The organism is Bacillus rugosus, from assembly GCF_023238245.1.
Classification (GTDB): domain Bacteria; phylum Bacillota; class Bacilli; order Bacillales; family Bacillaceae; genus Bacillus; species Bacillus rugosus.
The window spans coordinates 1784681-1803610 of record NZ_CP096590.1; the positions used below are offsets into that span (position 1 = coordinate 1784681).

15 protein-coding genes are annotated in these 18930 nt (G+C 43.6%); all 15 read left to right on the forward strand.

The window, feature by feature from the left end; translation table 11 throughout:
* Positions 1 to 11: 11 nt before the first annotated feature.
* The 15 genes from rodZ (at position 12) to mutL (ending at position 18573) form a co-directional block, all read left to right on the forward strand.
* On the forward strand, positions 12 to 926 hold the full coding sequence (gene rodZ, locus M0696_RS09130; protein WP_166852850.1) for a cell shape determination protein RodZ: 915 nt from the start codon (positions 12 to 14) through the stop codon (positions 924 to 926).
* Positions 927 to 975: 49 nt separating this feature from the next.
* On the forward strand, positions 976 to 1557 hold the full coding sequence (gene pgsA, locus M0696_RS09135) for a CDP-diacylglycerol--glycerol-3-phosphate 3-phosphatidyltransferase (RefSeq protein WP_166852847.1): 582 nt from the start codon (positions 976 to 978) through the stop codon (positions 1555 to 1557).
* A 17-nt stretch (positions 1558 to 1574) separates the two neighbouring features.
* On the forward strand, positions 1575 to 2825 hold the full coding sequence (locus tag M0696_RS09140; RefSeq protein ID WP_166852844.1) for a competence/damage-inducible protein A: 1251 nt from the start codon (positions 1575 to 1577) through the stop codon (positions 2823 to 2825).
* A gap of 172 nt (positions 2826 to 2997) precedes the next feature.
* A complete protein-coding gene (recA, locus tag M0696_RS09145; RefSeq protein ID WP_014113838.1) occupies positions 2998 to 4044 on the forward strand; it encodes a recombinase RecA in 1047 nt (348 codons plus the stop codon).
* Between the two features lie 167 nt (positions 4045 to 4211).
* The gene (locus tag M0696_RS09150; protein WP_166852840.1) at positions 4212 to 5384 is read left to right on the forward strand and encodes a serine hydrolase domain-containing protein; all 1173 of its coding nucleotides are present in this window, start codon (positions 4212 to 4214) and stop codon (positions 5382 to 5384) included.
* Between the two features lie 276 nt (positions 5385 to 5660).
* Positions 5661 to 7223 carry a ribonuclease Y gene (gene rny / locus M0696_RS09155; RefSeq protein ID WP_003221010.1) on the forward strand — a complete coding sequence of 521 codons (1563 nt, stop codon included), beginning with the start codon at positions 5661 to 5663 and terminating at the stop codon, positions 7221 to 7223.
* Between the two features lie 69 nt (positions 7224 to 7292).
* Positions 7293 to 8087: a 2',3'-cyclic-nucleotide 2'-phosphodiesterase gene (ymdB, locus tag M0696_RS09160; RefSeq protein WP_166852838.1), complete on the forward strand. Its 795-nt coding sequence runs from the start codon at positions 7293 to 7295 to the stop codon at positions 8085 to 8087.
* A gap of 199 nt (positions 8088 to 8286) precedes the next feature.
* On the forward strand, positions 8287 to 8547 hold the full coding sequence (gene spoVS / locus M0696_RS09165; protein ID WP_003154135.1) for a stage V sporulation protein SpoVS: 261 nt from the start codon (positions 8287 to 8289) through the stop codon (positions 8545 to 8547).
* 265 nt (positions 8548 to 8812) lie between these two features.
* Positions 8813 to 9856 (forward strand): L-threonine 3-dehydrogenase, encoded by a 1044-nt coding sequence (tdh, locus tag M0696_RS09170; protein ID WP_222142850.1) that lies wholly within the window; start codon positions 8813 to 8815, stop codon positions 9854 to 9856.
* A gap of 13 nt (positions 9857 to 9869) precedes the next feature.
* Positions 9870 to 11048 carry a glycine C-acetyltransferase gene (locus M0696_RS09175; RefSeq protein ID WP_222142851.1) on the forward strand — a complete coding sequence of 393 codons (1179 nt, stop codon included), beginning with the start codon at positions 9870 to 9872 and terminating at the stop codon, positions 11046 to 11048.
* 144 nt (positions 11049 to 11192) lie between these two features.
* Entirely contained in the window at positions 11193 to 12722 is a 1530-nt protein-coding gene (miaB, locus tag M0696_RS09180; protein WP_248602704.1) for a tRNA (N6-isopentenyl adenosine(37)-C2)-methylthiotransferase MiaB, read from the forward strand.
* Between the two features lies 1 nt (position 12723).
* Complete coding sequence (ricA, locus tag M0696_RS09185) at positions 12724 to 13155, forward strand: regulatory iron-sulfur-containing complex subunit RicA (RefSeq protein ID WP_166852830.1); 432 nt, start codon at positions 12724 to 12726, stop codon at positions 13153 to 13155.
* A 261-nt stretch (positions 13156 to 13416) separates the two neighbouring features.
* Complete coding sequence (gene cotE / locus M0696_RS09190; protein WP_003221022.1) at positions 13417 to 13962, forward strand: outer spore coat protein CotE; 546 nt, start codon at positions 13417 to 13419, stop codon at positions 13960 to 13962.
* Positions 13963 to 14094: 132 nt separating this feature from the next.
* Positions 14095 to 16671, forward strand: a complete 2577-nt coding sequence (gene mutS / locus M0696_RS09195; RefSeq protein ID WP_166852812.1) for a DNA mismatch repair protein MutS — start codon at positions 14095 to 14097, stop codon at positions 16669 to 16671.
* 15 nt (positions 16672 to 16686) lie between these two features.
* The gene (mutL, locus tag M0696_RS09200) at positions 16687 to 18573 is read left to right on the forward strand and encodes a DNA mismatch repair endonuclease MutL (RefSeq protein WP_248602705.1); all 1887 of its coding nucleotides are present in this window, start codon (positions 16687 to 16689) and stop codon (positions 18571 to 18573) included.
* The last annotated feature ends 357 nt before the right edge of the window (positions 18574 to 18930 follow it).

Sequence of the window (18930 nt, forward strand, 5' to 3'; positions counted from 1 at the left end):
AGGTGTTTGTTGTGACTGAACTAGGAATCCGGCTCAAAGAAGCCAGAGAGGAAAAAGCAATGTCATTGGATGATCTCCAAGCGGCAACAAAGATTCAAAAAAGGTACTTAACCGCCTTGGAGGAAGGGAACTATGACATTATTCCGGGAAAGTTTTATGTCCGGGCATTCATTAAGCAATACGCGGAAGCTGTCGGGCTTGATGCGGATCAGCTGTTTGAGGAACATAAAAAAGATATCCCGAATACGTATCATGACGATGTGTCTGAAAAGATCTCCGGCATGAATCTTCAAAAGGAAATGCCAAAGACAGCATCTAAGGCGCTGGAGCTGCTGCCAACGATACTTGTCATACTCGGCGTGATTGTCGTGATTGCGATTGTGTACGCGATCATTCAATTTGCGAATCATAAAAACAGCGATGATAACAATGCCGCATCTGAAAAATCAATTACGCAAAGTGAAAGCAAGTACGAAATCCCTAAAGATTCAACGCTAAAAGAGAATCAAAATAACAGCTCTCAAAAAGAGACGGACACTAAAAAAGAAACGAAAGAAAAAGAAGATAAAAAAGAAGAAAGCGACAGTGATAAACTGGAGATTAAAGCAACTGGCACTGAGGGATCATTAACGACTTATGAAGTGTCCGGCGCTGATAAAATCGAGCTTGAACTAAAAGCATCAGACAGCTCTTGGATTCGAGTGCGCGATGAAAACAGCAGCTCGTTAAAAGAGGGAACGCTGAAAAAAGACGAAACCTATAAAAAAGACATAACTGAGCAGAAACAAGTTGAAATCCGCACCGGATATGCACCTAATCTGAAAATAAAAATCAACGGTAAGGTTCTTTCATATGAACTTGATCCGAAAAAAGTGATGGCACAAACCATAAAGATTGTAAATAAAAAGGAAGAAAAGTCATCTTAATTACCAGATGACTTTTCTTCACGTCCGAGTATGAAATTGGAGGGGCTTTATGTTTAACTTACCAAATAAAATCACACTAGCTAGAATCGCATTAATCCCGATCTTCATGATTATCATGCTGGCGCCGTTTGACTGGGGCAGGCTCGAATTTGGAGACGAATCGATCCCGGTCGCACACTTGGCGGGAGCTATCCTATTTATTATTGCATCCACAACAGACTGGGTAGACGGATATTATGCCCGAAAACTGAATCTCGTAACAAACTTCGGAAAATTTCTTGATCCGCTTGCTGACAAACTGCTTGTATCCGCAGCGTTAATTATCCTTGTTCAATTTGATCTTGCTCCAGCCTGGATGGTCATTGTGATTATCAGCCGGGAGTTTGCCGTGACAGGTTTAAGGCTTGTCCTTGCCGGAACTGGAGAAGTCGTAGCGGCTAACATGCTTGGTAAAATTAAAACCTGGGCACAAATCATTGCGGTTTCCGCATTGCTTCTTCATAATCTTCCGTTTGAACTTGTGTCATTCCCGTTCGCTGACTTAGCGCTGTGGGTAGCTGTCTTCTTTACTGTCGTCTCAGGCTGGGAATATTTCGCTAAAAACTGGGAAGCGTTAAAAACATCTAACTAAGAAAGAAGGACTTCGTCATGGAATTTCCAAAAAAAGCAGAAATTATTGCAGTCGGTTCAGAGTTGTTGCTTGGCCAGATCGCCAATACAAATGCTCAATTTATCAGCAAACAGCTCGCTGAAATCGGAGTGAACGTATTTTATCATACAGCAGTCGGAGATAACCCGGAGCGGCTGAAGCAGGTCATCCGCATTGCCGAAGAACGCTCCGACTTCATTATTTTTTCAGGAGGTCTCGGACCGACAAAAGATGATCTGACGAAAGAAACGATTGCAAATGCGCTAGGACGTCCGCTTGTGTTAAATGATGAGGCGTTCCAATCCATTGAGGACTATTTCAAACGAACAAAACGCACGATGTCACCTAATAACCGAAAACAGGCGCTTGTGATTGAAGGATCCGACGTACTGGCAAATCACTTTGGAATGGCACCGGGAATGCTTACAGAGCATGAATCGCGCTTTTATATGCTTCTTCCTGGGCCGCCAAGCGAATTGCGTCCCATGTTTGAAAACGAGGCAAAGCCTCTTCTGCTGAAAAAGATGGGTTCAAATGAAAAAATTGTGTCAACCGTTCTTCGCTTTTTCGGTATCGGAGAGTCTCAGCTTGAAGCCGATTTGGAAGATATTATTGATGCACAAACAAACCCGACAATCGCTCCTTTGGCGGCTGATGGAGAGGTGACGCTGCGTCTGACAGCCAAGCATGCTGACGAAAAGGAAACTGAGCGTCTGTTAAAAGAAACAGAGGCTGTTATCTTAGAACGTGTCGGTGAATTTTTCTATGGCTACGATGATACTTCCCTTGTAAAGGAGCTTTCTAAAGCATGTAGGGAAAAAGGCATTACGATTTCCGCGGCGGAAAGCTTTACCGGCGGGCTGTTTTCTGAATGGCTGACGGATCTTAGCGGTGCTTCAAAACTATTTGCCGGCGGCATCGTTTGCTATACAAACGACGTAAAGCAGAATGTGCTTGATGTCAAGAAGGAAACATTAGATCAATTTGGCGCGGTCAGCAAGGAGTGCGCATCAGAGCTGGCAAAGGGTGTTCAAAAGCTCACTGGCAGCGACATCGGCATCAGCTTTACCGGTGTAGCAGGGCCTGATACTCAAGAAGGGCATGAGCCTGGACATGTGTTTATCGGCATTTCAGCAAATGGAAAAGAAGAGGTTCACGAGTTTCACTTTGCGGGCTCCAGAACGGGAATCAGAAAACGCGGTGCTAAATACGGCTGCCATTTAATCTTGAAGCTTTTAGAGCAAAAATAATATTTTCAGCACATTATCCTCCTTAGAAAACATGATTTCTCTGATACATTATGATATTTTGATAGAAATCACGCCAAGAAAAAATCCGAATATGCGTTCGCTTTTTTCTTGGCAAATCCCTTCAAACAGGGTATAGTATATGTAGTGGTAACATAAAGGAGGAAAAAATAGAATGAGTGATCGTCAGGCAGCCTTAGATATGGCTCTTAAACAAATAGAAAAACAGTTCGGTAAAGGTTCCATTATGAAACTGGGAGAAAAGACAGATACAAGAATTTCTACTGTCCCAAGCGGCTCCCTCGCTCTTGATACAGCACTAGGAATTGGCGGATATCCGCGCGGACGGATTATTGAAGTATATGGCCCTGAAAGCTCAGGTAAAACAACTGTGGCGCTTCATGCGATTGCTGAGGTTCAGCAGCAGGGCGGACAAGCCGCGTTTATCGATGCGGAGCATGCGCTAGATCCGGTATACGCGCAAAAGCTCGGAGTCAATATCGAAGAGCTTTTACTGTCTCAGCCTGACACAGGCGAGCAGGCGCTTGAAATTGCGGAAGCGCTGGTTCGAAGCGGTGCAGTTGACATTGTTGTTGTCGATTCTGTGGCAGCTCTCGTTCCGAAAGCAGAAATTGAAGGAGACATGGGAGATTCGCATGTCGGTTTACAAGCACGCTTAATGTCTCAAGCGCTTCGTAAGCTTTCAGGGGCCATTAACAAATCGAAGACAATCGCGATTTTCATTAACCAAATTCGTGAAAAAGTCGGCGTTATGTTCGGAAACCCGGAAACAACTCCTGGCGGCCGTGCGCTGAAATTCTACTCTTCCGTGCGTCTCGAAGTGCGTCGTGCTGAACAGCTGAAACAAGGCAACGACGTAATGGGGAACAAAACGAAAATCAAAGTCGTGAAAAACAAGGTGGCTCCGCCGTTCCGTACAGCCGAGGTTGACATTATGTACGGAGAAGGCATCTCAAAAGAAGGCGAAATCATTGACCTTGGAACTGAACTTGATATCGTGCAAAAAAGCGGTTCATGGTACTCTTATGAAGAAGAGCGTCTTGGCCAAGGCCGTGAAAATGCAAAACAATTCTTAAAAGAAAATAAAGATATCATGCTGATGATCCAGGAGCAAATTCGTGAACATTACGGCTTGGATAATCACGGAGCAGTTCAGCAGCAAGCTGGAGAGGCACAAGAAGAACTCGAATTTGAAGAATAAAAATAAAATAAGTATGAAATGATACAAAAGGCTGAGTGAACAACTCAGCCCTTTTGTATTTTCGTAAAAAATGATAAAAATATTGCTTTTTTTGACAACTTTTTCAGTGCTTTATTCGTCTAACAAAACGTGTGCAAAATGGAATTTATTTTGGGAGGAAAAAATGAATGACAAGCCCAACCCGCAGAAGAACTGCGAAACGCAGACGGAGAAAACTAAATAAAAGAGGCAAACTTTTGCTTGGTCTATTAGCAGTGATGATTTGCTTTACGATGTGGAATGCGCTTCAACAAAATAGTGAAGAGAACGAGCCATCTCAAGAAGCCGCAGTTTCAGACACCAGCAAGAAAAAAGAAGTCAAAAAGAAAACCGCCAAAAAAACAGAGGAACAAATCAAAACAGTCGATCGTAATCAAAAAATCAGCAATTATTTAAAAGAGATCGGTTTCAGCGGAACAGCCATGATTGTCAGAAATGGAGAAATCGTAACAAGTAAAGGTTTTGGTTATGCAGACCGTAAACATCACATTCAAAATAATCCATTGACATCTTTTTATGTCGGTTCCTCACAAAAAGCGTTGATTGCAACTGCTATTTTACAGCTTGAGGAAAAGGGCAAACTTCAGACAAGTGATCCGGTAAGTACATATTTACCTCATTTCCCTAACGGTCAAACGATTACTTTAAAGAATCTGCTTACACATACATCGGGAATAAACGGACATATTGAAGGAAACGGAGCAATCACTCCGGACGATTTAATAAAAGACATAGAACGTCAGGGGATCAAACGTCAGCCGGGCGTATGGGACTATAAAGATTCTAATTATTCTGTTCTCGCTTATATTGTTGCTGAAGTAAGCGGTGAATCCTATGAACAATACATAACGAATCATATTTTTAAACCGGCGGGAATGACGCATGCGGGCTTTTATAAAACCTATAATAAAGAACCTTATCCTGCTGTCGGGTATAAGCTGAAGGGCAGCAGAGCGATTACACCTTATATGCCTGATTTATCCCAGCTGTATGGAGCCGGTGATATTTACATGAGCGCTATAGATATGTACAAATTTGACCAAGCGCTGATAGACGGCAAACTGTATTCGCAAAAAAGCTACGAAAAGATGTTTACGCCAGGGAGCAGCTCCACATACGGTATGGGATTTTATGTTGCCCCCGGAAGCTATTCAAACCATGGTGTCATGCCTGGCTTCAACATCTTGAATAGCTTTAGCAAATCTGGCCAAACCATTGTTGTTTTGTTATCAAACATTCAAAATAACGCTAAACTGGGCCAAGTGAACAATAAAATATACCAGCTTCTGAATCAAGAATGATTGATGATCTTCTTTAGAAGGATTGCGTTCGGCACGTTAAAAGACGGCAGGTCGGCAAACGTTAAGATGGCAAGCTTGACAAGTATTTCCGACACATTTACAATGAAGTTGTAACATTTGTTTTTTTAACATGATTGTTAAACCATTTTAAACTTGACAAGGGCGATGAAAATACTCATTCCCTGTGAAGGTTCTGTATGTTGAGAAAACTAGACAATGTACATGCCGACACTTATTTAAGCAACAACCAAGTTCATAGCAAGAGGAGGTGAAAGTATGACCCCAATTATGATGGTTCTCATCTCCATTTTGCTGATTCTACTCGGTTTAGTTGTTGGCTACTTTGTTCGTAAAACCATTGCCGAAGCGAAAATTGCGGGCGCACGCGGTGCAGCCGAGCAAATTCTTGAAGATGCAAAGCGTGATGCTGAAGCACTGAAAAAAGAAGCTCTGCTTGAAGCAAAGGATGAAATCCACAAACTTCGAATAGATGCTGAACAGGAAGTTCGTGAAAGACGAAATGAGCTTCAAAAACAAGAAAACCGTTTACTCCAAAAGGAGGAAAACCTTGATCGCAAACATGAGGGAATTGATAAACGGGAAGCGATGTTGGAGAAGAAAGATCATTCTCTGAATGAACGACAACAACATATTGAAGAGATGGAAAGCAAAGTGGATGAGATGATTCGTATGCAGCAGTCAGAGTTGGAACGAATTTCGAGTCTGACTCGTGATGAAGCAAAACAAATCATTCTTGAGCGGGTTGAAAACGAGCTTTCACATGACATCGCCATCATGACAAAAGAAACTGAAAACCGCGCGAAAGAAGAGGCGGATAAGAAAGCGAAAAACATTCTTTCACTCGCCTTACAGCGCTGCGCAGCGGACCACGTTGCCGAAACAACGGTATCAGTTGTCAATCTTCCAAATGATGAGATGAAAGGACGTATCATCGGACGGGAAGGGCGTAACATTCGTACGCTTGAAACGCTGACAGGAATTGACCTGATTATTGATGATACGCCTGAAGCTGTCATTCTTTCCGGATTTGATCCGATCAGACGTGAGACAGCAAGGATTGCTCTTGATAAACTCGTTCAGGATGGCCGTATTCATCCGGCACGGATTGAAGAAATGGTTGAAAAATCTCGCCGCGAGGTCGATGACTATATTCGTGAGATGGGTGAGCAAACGACATTTGAGGTTGGCGTTCACGGCCTCCACCCAGATCTCATCAAGATCCTCGGCCGCTTAAAGTTCCGTACAAGCTACGGTCAAAATGTGCTTAAGCATTCCATGGAAGTCGCATTTTTGGCCGGTCTAATGGCATCGGAGCTTGGAGAAGACGCAAAGCTTGCTAAACGTGCGGGTCTTCTTCACGACATCGGGAAAGCAATTGACCATGAAGTAGAAGGAAGCCACGTTGAAATCGGGGTAGAGCTTGCGACCAAATATAAAGAGCACCCAGTCGTGATTAACAGTATTGCATCACACCACGGGGATGAAGAGCCGACTTCCATTATCGCTGTGCTGGTAGCTGCAGCAGATGCACTTTCCGCTGCAAGACCTGGCGCGCGAAGTGAGACGCTCGAGAATTATATTCGAAGACTTGAAAAGCTCGAGGAAATTTCTGAGTCCTACGAAGGTGTTGAAAAGTCATTTGCTATTCAGGCTGGACGCGAAGTGCGTATTATGGTGAAGCCGGATTCAATTAATGATCTTGAAGCTCATCGACTGGCGCGAGATATCCGTAAGCGAATTGAGGACGAGCTCGATTATCCAGGTCATATTAAAGTGACAGTAATCAGAGAAACTCGAGCCGTAGAGTATGCAAAATAAAGTGATGCGCTAAGCATCACTTTATTTTTTTGACGGTCAAGGAATTTTTAAGAAGAAGGGATTTACAAAATGAGAATTTTATTTATCGGAGATGTTGTCGGTTCACCGGGCCGTGACATGGTAAAAGAATATGTACCAAAGCTAAAAACAAAATATAAGCCTCACTTTACTATTATTAATGGTGAAAATGCCGCACATGGAAAAGGCCTGACGGAAAAAATTTATCACAGCTTAATCCAGTCCGGCGCAGATGCTATCACGATGGGGAACCACACATGGGATAAAAAAGAAATTTTCGATTTTATAGATGACGTTCCGAACTTGGTTCGCCCCGCAAACTTTCCTGAAGGAACACCGGGAAAAGGGATCACGTATGTGAAGGCAAACGGAAAAGAGCTTGCCGTCATTAATTTGCAAGGACGTACGTTTTTACCGCCGCTTGATGATCCGTTTTTAAAAGCGGATGAACTGATTGCCGAAGCTTCGAAAAGAACACCGTACATTTTTATTGACTTCCATGCCGAAGCGACAAGTGAAAAGCTTGCACTCGGCTGGTACACGGACGGTCGGGCATCAGCTGTCGTCGGAACTCATACACACGTGCAAACAGCGGATAACCGCATTTTGCCGAAGGGGACGGCATATATTACTGATGTAGGAATGACTGGCCCATATGACGGTATACTGGGGATGGACAGAGAGACGATTATTAAGCGATTCAAAACGAATCTTCCAGTCCGTTTTACTGTCGCTGAAGGGAAAACAACGCTGAGCGGTGTCGTCATCGACATCGACGATCAAACGAAAAAAGCCGTTAAAATCGAACGTATTGTAATCAATGATGATCACATGTTCTTTGAATAATTGAACTTAGGGTTATTTTATAAAAATATTAAAAAGAAAAGCAGGAATATAGCAACTTCTTAGTGAATATAGTAAAAATGGAAGGTAGCCCGCTATTTTTGAAAAGCATTGTGGGGATGGCTTTTTGGATAGCAACATCTAATAATGATTGTTCTAATGAACACTCACTTATCCATTGTAAAACTAAGGGGGAGCAGAAATGGAAATCTTAAAAGTTTCAGCAAAATCGAGTCCAAATTCAGTGGCAGGTGCGCTCGCTGGCGTGTTAAGAGAGCGAGGGGCCGCCGAGATTCAAGCGATTGGAGCGGGTGCATTAAACCAGGCTGTAAAAGCCGTGGCGATTGCCAGGGGATTTGTGGCGCCAAGCGGCGTTGATTTGATTTGTATTCCGGCTTTTACAGATATTCAGATCGATGGGGAAGAAAGAACGGCGATTAAATTAATCGTGGAGCCTCGCTAAAAACAAATAAAGCATTCTCAACCTGTTTGCGTCATGCAAACAGGTTGTTTTTCATTTGTTGTGATATTTTCTTCCAATAGTATTTTCAGCATATAAATGACAGATATACAAAAGTCAAAAATGATTTGGAACGTTTCAGAAAAAAATTCCGCCCATTTTTCAAGACGGATACTTTTGTCTTTCTCAGAAAGACAGTGCTATTTACGCTTATTCCATATCATGGTACAATCCGAATATAACAAGAATTTTTCAAGGAGGATTGTACATGCAGAGTGGAAAGATGAAAGCTCTAATGAAAAAGGACGGGACGTTCGGTGCTGTACTGACTGAAGTTCCCATTCCTGAGATCGATAAACATGAAGTCCTCATAAAAGTGAAAGCTGCATCCATATGCGGCACAGATGTGCACATTTATAATTGGGATCAATGGGCACGCCAGAGAATCAAAACTCCCTATGTTTTCGGTCATGAGTTCAGCGGCATTGTTGAAGCTGTAGGAGAGAATGCCGGCAATGTAAAAGTGGGGGACTATGTGTCTGCGGAAACGCATATTGTCTGCGGTGAATGTGTCCCTTGCGTAACCGGAAAATCTCATGTTTGCACCAATACAGCTATTATCGGGGTGGACACGGCAGGCTGTTTTGCGGAGTATGTAAAAGTTCCAGCTGATAACGTTTGGAAGAATCCCGCCGATATGGACCCGGCGATTGCTTCCATTCAAGAGCCTTTAGGAAATGCGGTTCATACAGTGCTCGAAAGCCAGCCTGCAGGAGGAACGACTGCAGTCATCGGATGCGGACCGATTGGTCTTATGGCTGTTGCGGTTGCAAAAGCAGCAGGTGCTTCTCAGGTGATAGCAATTGATAAAAATGAATACAGGTTGGCGCTTGCCAAACAAATGGGAGCTACACGTACTGTTTCTATTGAAAAAGAAGACCCGCTTAAAATTGTAAGCGCTTTAACGGATGGAGAAGGAGTGGATCTCGTTTGTGAGATGTCGGGCCATCCCTCAGCGATTGCCCAGGGTCTTGCGATGGCTGCGAATGGCGGAAGGTTCCATATTCTCAGCTTGCCGGAACATCCGGTAACAATTGATTTGACGAATAAAGTAGTATTTAAAGGACTTACGATTCAAGGAATTACAGGAAGAAAAATGTTTTCCACATGGCGGCAGGTTTCTCAATTGCTCAACTCAAACGTGCTCGATCTTTCACCTGTTATTACCCATCAGTTTCCGTTAGAGGAGTTTGAGAAAGGATTCGAACTGATGAGAAGCGGCCAGTGCGGTAAAGTGATTTTAATACCATAAAAGGGGGATAAACATGACGAAGGAATTTGAGTTTTTAAAAACAGAGCTTGATAAAATGAAAGAAAATCATACATGGCAAGAGATAAAACAGCTTGAATCAATGCAGGGCCCATCTGTCACAGTGAATCACAAAAACGTCATTCAGCTTTCTTCTAATAATTACCTCGGATTTACTTCACACCCAAGACTCATCAAAGCCGCGCAGGAGGCCGTTCAGCAATTTGGAGCAGGCACCGGATCAGTGAGAACGATTGCCGGTACATTTACAATGCATCAAGAGCTTGAGAAAAAGCTGGCAGCCTTTAAAAAAACGGAGGCGGCACTTGTATTCCAATCAGGCTTTACAACAAACCAAGGTGTACTTTCAAGTATTCTTTCAAAAGAGGATATTGTCATCTCAGATAAATTGAACCATGCCTCTATTATTGATGGAATCCGACTGACAAAGGCGGATAAAAAGGTGTATCAGCACGTCGATATGAGTGATTTAGAGAGGGTGCTGAGAAAGTCAATGAATTATCGGATGCGTCTGATTGTGACAGACGGCGTATTTTCCATGGATGGCAATATAGCTCCTTTGCCTGATATTGTAGAGCTCGCTGAGAAATATGACGCATTTGTGATGGTGGATGACGCCCATGCATCGGGAGTGCTTGGTGAAAACGGCAGGGGAACGGTGAATCACTTCGGTCTGGACGGCAGAGTCCACATTCAGGTCGGAACACTAAGCAAGGCAATCGGAGTGCTCGGCGGCTACGCTGCAGGTTCAAAGGTGCTGATCGATTATTTGCGCCATAAAGGCCGTCCGTTTTTATTCAGCACGTCCCATCCGCCGGCTGTTACCGCAGCTTGTATGGAAGCGATTGATGTCTTGCTGGAAGAGCCGGAGCATATGGAGCGCTTGTGGGAGAATACGAACTATTTTAAATCAATGCTTGTGAAAATGGGTCTGACGCTAACGCAGAGTGAGACGCCAATTCTTCCTATTTTAATAGGTGACGAAGGTGCGGCCAAGAAATTTTCTGATCAGCTCCTTTCTAGCGGCGTTTTTGCCCAAAGCATCGTTTTCCCGACTGTAGCAAAGGGAAAAGCGAGAATTCGCACGATTATTACCGCTGAGCACACTAAAGAAGAACTGGATAAGGCGCTTGATGTCATTGAAAAGACGGCTAAGGAGCTCCAGCTATTGTAAGAGGAAGAGGATACTCTTCCTCTTTTGATTCCTTATTGATTATTATTCTCAATGAGTGTACAATGATAGGTTGCCAGTTGTGCAGAGCTTCAATAACCTTTATACTGAAGGGTGGAAGTTTGGTTTGAAAGGAGAAATCATGACATGAATGAAAAACAAAAATTAGAGAGCGGACAAGTTAATCCATCGGACAAAAAATCCGAAAAGGATTACAGCAAGTACTTTGAAGCTGTTTATATTCCGCCTTCCTTAAAAGATGCGAAAAAACGAGGCAAGGAAGCCGTTACTTATCATAATGACTTTAAAATTTCTGAACAATTTAAAGGATTGGGAGACGGAAGAAAGTTTTATATCCGTACGTACGGCTGCCAAATGAATGAACATGATACAGAGGTTATGGCAGGGATTTTTATGGCTCTTGGTTACGAAGCGACAAACTCTGTTGACGATGCCAATGTCATTTTGTTAAACACATGTGCCATCCGTGAAAATGCCGAGAACAAGGTGTTTGGTGAGCTGGGGCACTTAAAAGCGCTGAAAAAAAACAATCCTGATCTGATTTTAGGCGTGTGCGGATGTATGTCCCAGGAGGAATCAGTCGTGAACCGGATCTTGAAAAAACATCCGTTTGTCGATCTGATTTTCGGAACGCATAACATCCATCGCCTGCCAGAGCTTTTGTCAGAAGCATACCTTTCAAAAGAAATGGTCATAGAAGTTTGGTCCAAGGAAGGTGACGTTATTGAAAACCTTCCAAAAGTCCGGAACGGAAAAATAAAGGGCTGGGTCAATATCATGTACGGCTGTGACAAATTCTGTACGTATTGCATTGTGCCTTACACACGCGGAAAAGAAAGAAGCCGCCGCCCTGAAGAGATCATTCAGGAAGTAAGAAGGCTCGCAAGTGAAGGCTATAAAGAAATTACACTATTAGGCCAAAACGTAAACGCGTACGGAAAAGACTTTGAAGATATGACGTACGGCCTCGGTGATTTGATGGATGAACTGAGAAAAATCGATATTCCGAGAATCCGTTTTACAACGAGTCACCCGCGTGACTTTGACGACCGCCTCATCGAAGTGCTCGCAAAAGGCGGAAATTTGCTTGATCACATTCATCTTCCGGTTCAGTCAGGAAGCTCAGAGGTTCTGAAGCTGATGGCCCGTAAATATGATAGAGAGCGTTACATGGAGCTGGTTCGGAAAATTAAAGCAGCAATGCCGAACGCATCTTTGACAACTGACATTATCGTCGGATTCCCGAACGAAACGGACGAACAGTTTGAAGAAACCCTTTCTCTATACCGTGAAGTGGAGTTTGACAGCGCCTATACGTTCATTTACTCTCCGCGTGAAGGCACTCCGGCTGCCAAAATGAAAGATAATGTACCAATGCGTGTGAAAAAAGAACGTCTGCAGCGTCTAAACGCACTGGTAAATGAAATTTCTGCTAAAAAAATGAAGGAATACGAAGGCAAGGTTGTCGAAGTATTAGTTGAAGGTGAAAGCAAAAATAATCCCGATATTCTTGCCGGCTACACTGAAAAAAGCAAGCTTGTCAATTTCAAAGGGCCGAAGGAAGCCATCGGCAAAATCGTCCGCGTGAAAATCCAGCAAGCGAAAACATGGTCGCTTGACGGAGAAATGGCAGGAGAAGCAATCGAGGTGAAATAAGATGACGCTCTACTCAAAAAAAGACATTGTGCAGCAGGCACGAAACCTTGCAAAAATGATCTCTGAAACAGAAGAGGTTGATTTTTTCAAACGGGCTGAAGCGCAAATCAATGAGAATGACAAAGTGTCTACAATTGTTAATCAGATTAAAGCCCTGCAAAAGCAAGCTGTCAATCTGAAGCATTATGAAAAGCATGAAGCGCTCAAACAAGTAGAAGCAAAAATTGACGCGCTGCAAGAGGAGCTTGAAGAGATTCCTGTCATCCAGGAATTCAGAGACTCGCAGACGGAGGTAAATGACCTTCTGCAGCTCGTTGCACACACCATTTCCAACCAAGTCACAAATGAAATTATCACGTCAACCGGGGGCGACCTGCTAAAAGGGGAAACCGGTTCGAAGGTGAAGCATTCAAATAACAGCTGTTCTCTCTAAACACGGTGCCTTTTATAGGCCCGTGTTTTTTTATTTATATGCGGCTAAAAATGAACTAAATAATCTATGTACCAAATGTTCAACTCGTTTTTATTTGCTTAGCCGCAAGTAAACTTTATCGCACTTAAAAGTAAAGTTTCTAGGCACGCCTGCATACAATGGAACAGAAACTTTGTATTTTTATATTTTATTTATAAAAATGCACACTAGACAAATGCCCAGCATAAGATAACACGAAGAAGAACAAGGAGGCATGCCGGAATGTCTGAATACAGGGAAATTATTACGAAGGCGGTAGTAGCGAAAGGCAGAAAATTCACTCAGTGCACCAATACCATCTCCCCTGAGAAAAAACCGAGCAGCATTTTGGGCGGTTGGATCATTAACCACAAGTATGACGCTGAAAAAATCGGGAAAACAGTAGAAATTGAAGGGTATTATGATATAAACGTATGGTACTCTTACGCGGACAACACAAAAACAGAGGTTGTCACAGAACGGGTGAAATACGTAGATGTCATTAAACTCAGATACAGAGACAACAATTACTTAGATGATGAGCATGAAGTGATTGCGAAAGTCCTTCAGCAGCCTAACTGTCTTGAAGTGACCATTTCACCGAATGGAAACAAAATTGTTGTGCAGGCAGAAAGGGAGTTTTTGGCGGAAGTGGTAGGAGAAACAAAGGTAGTTGTTGAGGTCAATCCTGACTGGGAAGAGGAAGACGAAGAAGATTGGGAAGATGAGCTTGATGAAGAGCTGGAAGACATCAACCCGGAATTTTTAGTGGGAGATCCTGAAGAATAAAAAAGGGACTAGGGGAGACAGCACCCCCAAGTCTCTTTTTTATATTGATATATCATTCTTTTATCACTTTTTGTTTGTGTTATAATGAAGGTTGGAAAATAGAAACGTTGATACATAGTGAGGGATTAAACAATGGCCGGTTATACGCCTATGATACAGCAATATTTAAAAATAAAGGCAGAGCACCAGGATGCCTTTTTATTTTTTCGCCTTGGTGATTTTTACGAAATGTTTTTTGACGACGCCAAAAAAGCGTCACAAGAGCTGGAAATTACGTTAACGAGCAGAGACGGCGGTGCGGCTGAAAAAATACCGATGTGCGGTGTGCCGTATCATTCTGCTTCCGCGTATATCGAGCAGCTGATTAAAAAAGGATACAAAGTAGCGATCTGTGAACAGACGGAAGATCCGAAAGCCGCAAAGGGCGTTGTGAAACGAGAAGTGGTTCAGCTTATTACGCCCGGAACTGTAATGGACGGCAAAGGCATCCATGAATCAGAAAACAACTTTATCGCGTCTGTTTCCGCCTGTTCGAACGGATACGGGCTCGCGCTGTCTGATTTAACAACGGGAGAAAATTTGGCTGTCTTGATTGAACGGCTGGAAGATGTCATCTCAGAAATTTATTCAGTCGGCGCACGGGAAATCGTCGTTTCAGGCAGCTTGGATGCCGATACGGTCGCACAGCTGAAAGAGCGGTGCGGTGCAACGATCTCAATTGAAGATGGTGAAACAGACGAGCACGTAACGATCATTGAGCACTTAAATAATGAAGATGTAACAAAAACATTTTTGCGCTTGTATACGTATCTGAAAAGAACCCAAAAACGCAGCCTCGATCATCTTCAGCCTGTACAGGTGTATGAGCTTGAGGAAGCAATGAAAATTGATTTGTACTCAAAGCGAAATCTGGAGCTGACTGAAACGATCCGCTCGAAAAATAAAAAAGGCTCTCTTTTGTGGCTGCTGGATGAAACAAAAACTGCAATGGGAGGCAGGCTGCTTAAACAGTGGATTGACCGGCCGCTCATCAGAGTCAATCAAATTGAAGAGCGTCAGGAAATGGTGGAAACATTGATGTCCCATTTCTTCGAGCGGGAAGACCTGCGTGAACGGTTAAAAGAAGTATATGACTTAGAACGCCTTGCAGGCCGCGTCGCATTTGGAAATGTCAATGCACGGGATTTAATTCAGCTGAAGGAATCGTTAAAGCAAGTGCCTGGCATTAAACAGCTGATTGCTTCACTGGCTCATGACAAGGCCAAGGAACGTGCGGAACGGATTGATCCTTGCGGCGATGTGCTTGAATTGCTGGAAGAAGCGCTGTACGCAAACCCTCCTCTATCGTTAAAAGAAGGGAACCTGATTAAAGACGGATACAATCAAAAGCTTGATGAATACCGTGATGCAAGCAGAAACGGAAAAGACTGGATTGCCCGCCTGGAACAGCAGGAGCGGGAATACACGGGTATTCGCTCTTTAAAGGTCGGCTTCAATAAAGTTTTTGGTTATTATATTGAAGTGACAAAAGCGAACTTGCATCTGCTTGAGGAAGGGCGCTATGAGCGGAAGCAGACGTTAACAAATGCAGAGCGCTACATTACACCTGAATTAAAAGAAAAAGAAGCGCTCATTTTAGAAGCGGAAAATAACATCTGCGAGCTGGAGTACGAGCTGTTCACCGAGCTGCGTGAGAAAGTGAAAATGTATATTCCGCGGCTGCAGCAGCTTGCCAAACAGATGAGTGAGCTTGACGCGCTGCAATGCTTTGCGACAATCAGTGAGAATCGTCATTATACGAAACCGGAGTTCTCTAAAGATGAAGTTGAAGTTGTAGAAGGCAGACACCCGGTCGTTGAAAAAGTCATGGACAGTCAGGAATATGTCCCGAACAATTGTATGATGGGCGATAACAGACAAATGCTTCTTATTACCGGCCCAAACATGTCAGGGAAAAGCACGTATATGAGACAAATCGCGCTCATTTCCATTATGGCGCAAATCGGCTGCTTTGTACCTGCGAAGAAAGCGGTGCTTCCGATTTTTGATCAAATTTTCACGCGAATCGGTGCTGCAGATGATTTGATTTCCGGACAAAGTACATTTATGGTGGAAATGCTTGAAGCTAAAAATGCGATTGTCAATGCGACGAAAAACAGTCTTATACTCTTTGACGAAATCGGACGGGGAACGTCCACTTATGATGGCATGGCTTTGGCACAGGCGATTATCGAATATGTTCACGATCATATCGGCGCCAAAACGCTGTTCAGCACACACTATCACGAGCTGACTGTTCTTGAGGACAAGCTGCCTCAGCTGAAAAATGTTCATGTTCGCGCTGAAGAATATAATGGAACGGTTGTATTTCTTCATCAAATTAAAGAAGGGGCCGCTGACAAAAGCTACGGTATCCATGTAGCCCAGCTTGCCGAGCTGCCGGAAGATCTTATTTCGCGCGCTCAAGATATCTTAAAAGAGCTTGAGCATTCAGGGAACAAACCGGAAGTGCCGGTGCAAAAATCCCAGGTCAAAGAAGAGCCGGCACAGTTATCCTTTTTTGATGAGGCGGAAAAGCCGGCAGAAGCGCCGAAGCTTTCAAAAAAAGAAAAGCAAGTGCTCGATGCCTTCAAATCACTTAATATATTGGATATGACACCGCTTGAAGCGATGAATGAAGTGTACAAGCTGCAAAAGAAATTACATTAAAACGGGGTGATGAATGTGGCAAAAGTCATCCAGCTGTCAGATGAGCTTTCAAATAAAATAGCGGCGGGCGAGGTTGTCGAGCGCCCCGCCTCAGTGGTCAAAGAATTGGTAGAAAATGCGATTGACGCTGGCAGCACAGTCATTGAAATCGATATTGAGGAAGCGGGTCTTGCATCCATTCGGGTATTGGATAACGGCGAAGGAATGGAAAATGAAGATTGCAAGCGTGCTTTCCGCCGCCACGCAACGAGTAAAATAAAAGATGAAAATGATTTATTCAGGGTGAGAACGCTTGGTTTTAGGGGAGAAGCACTGCCGAGTATCGCGTCAGTCTCTCATCTGGAGATTACGACAAGCACCGGTGAAGGAGCAGGGACGAAGCTTGTACTCCAAGGAGGAAATATGATTTCCGAATCGCGCTCCTCAAGCAGGAAGGGAACCGAAATTGTCGTTTCCAATCTGTTTTTTAACACACCGGCCCGCTTGAAATATATGAAAACCGTTCATACAGAGCTTGGGAACATTACAGATGTGGTCAACCGTATTGCTCTGGCCCATCCGGAGGTATCGATCCGCCTGCGCCATCATGGGAAAAACCTGCTTCAAACGAACGGAAACGGAGATGTGCGCCATGTCCTGGCAGCGATTTACGGCACGGCTGTCGCCAAAAAAATGCTTCCGCTGCATGTGAGCTCATTGGATTTTGAAGTTAAGGGATATATCGCCCTCCCAGAGATTACACGGGCGTCGAGAAACTATATGTCGTCTGTGATCAATGGCCGTTATATTAAGAATTTCCCGCTCGTCAAAGCGGTGCATGAAGGATACCATACGCTTCTGCCGATTGGACGCCATCCAATTACCTTTATACAAATTACGATGGACCCGATTTTGGTCGATGTCAACGTACACCCATCGAAGCTTGAGGTCCGTCTCAGCAAGGAAACAGAGCTTCATGACTTAATTCGTGACGGAATTAAAGATGTATTTAAACAGCAGCAGCTGATCCCGAGTGCCCAGCTTCCGAAAAAATCGGCGCCTGTTATCAAAAATGAGCAGCAGTTCATAACCTTTGATGAAAAGCCTGCGGAAAGAAAAGTTCCGGAAAAAGCGCCTGCGCCATCTTATTCACCAATGAAACTCAGCTCAGTCGTAAAAGAATCAGTTGATGCGGAGGAAGAATTGCCTCCTCTCCAATTTGATACGCCTCCTATCGTTGACCAGGAACAAAGCATTAAGGTGCCTGATGTTTCTGAAGAACAGCCTGCAACATTTGAGCAGGAAGAATACCATGAGGAACAGCCGCAGCCAACGTCTGAGCGGGTTCCGATTATGTACCCGATCGGCCAAATGCATGGAACTTATATATTGGCACAAAACGAAAACGGCCTGTATATTATCGACCAGCACGCCGCCCAAGAACGTATTAAGTACGAATATTTCCGTGAAAAGGTCGGGGAGGTTGAGCCTGAGGTGCAGGATATGATCGTGCCGCTGACGTTCCACTACTCCACGAACGAGGCATTGATTATTGAACAGCACAAACAAGAACTCGAAAGCGTTGGTGTCTTTTTAGAGTCATTCGGCTCAAACAGCTACATCGTCCGCTGCCACCCGGCCTGGTTTCCGAAAGGAGAAGAAGCCGAGCTGATAGAAGAAATCATTCAGCAGGTGCTCGACTCCAAAAATATTGATATTAAAAAACTGCGTGAGGAAGCGGCGATTATGATGAGCTGCAAGGGCTCCATCAAAGCAAACCGCCACCTCAGAAATGACGAGATCAAAGCGCTTCTGGACGACCTCCGAAGCACATCAGACCCATTTACATGCCCGCACGGCCGTCCGATCATCATTCACCATTCCACGTATGAGATGGAAAAGATGTTCAAACGCGTGATGTAGAGGGGTTTGTCATGGGGAATTTAGGCATTGAGACATTCTTTGAATGGATCAATGCTTTTTTTACTTGTTTGAAGTAACAGTTTATAATAAACTTTTATTTACAAATAATTGCAATTGATATATATTTGGGGCAAGGGGGGTGGAAACATGTCTTGTGGTGCAAATATAGTTATCGTTTTGGATGAACTTGATGATCCGAATGTAAGAATAATTACAGAATGCAGAATTTAAATTACATCATTGTATTTTGCTTCCTGTTCGTGTAAACAGGGAGTTTTATTTTGAACGATGAAAGGAAAATACTTGTTTTTGTCCGCTTTTATAACTGGTAACGTATAAGGAGTTATGGAATTGTGC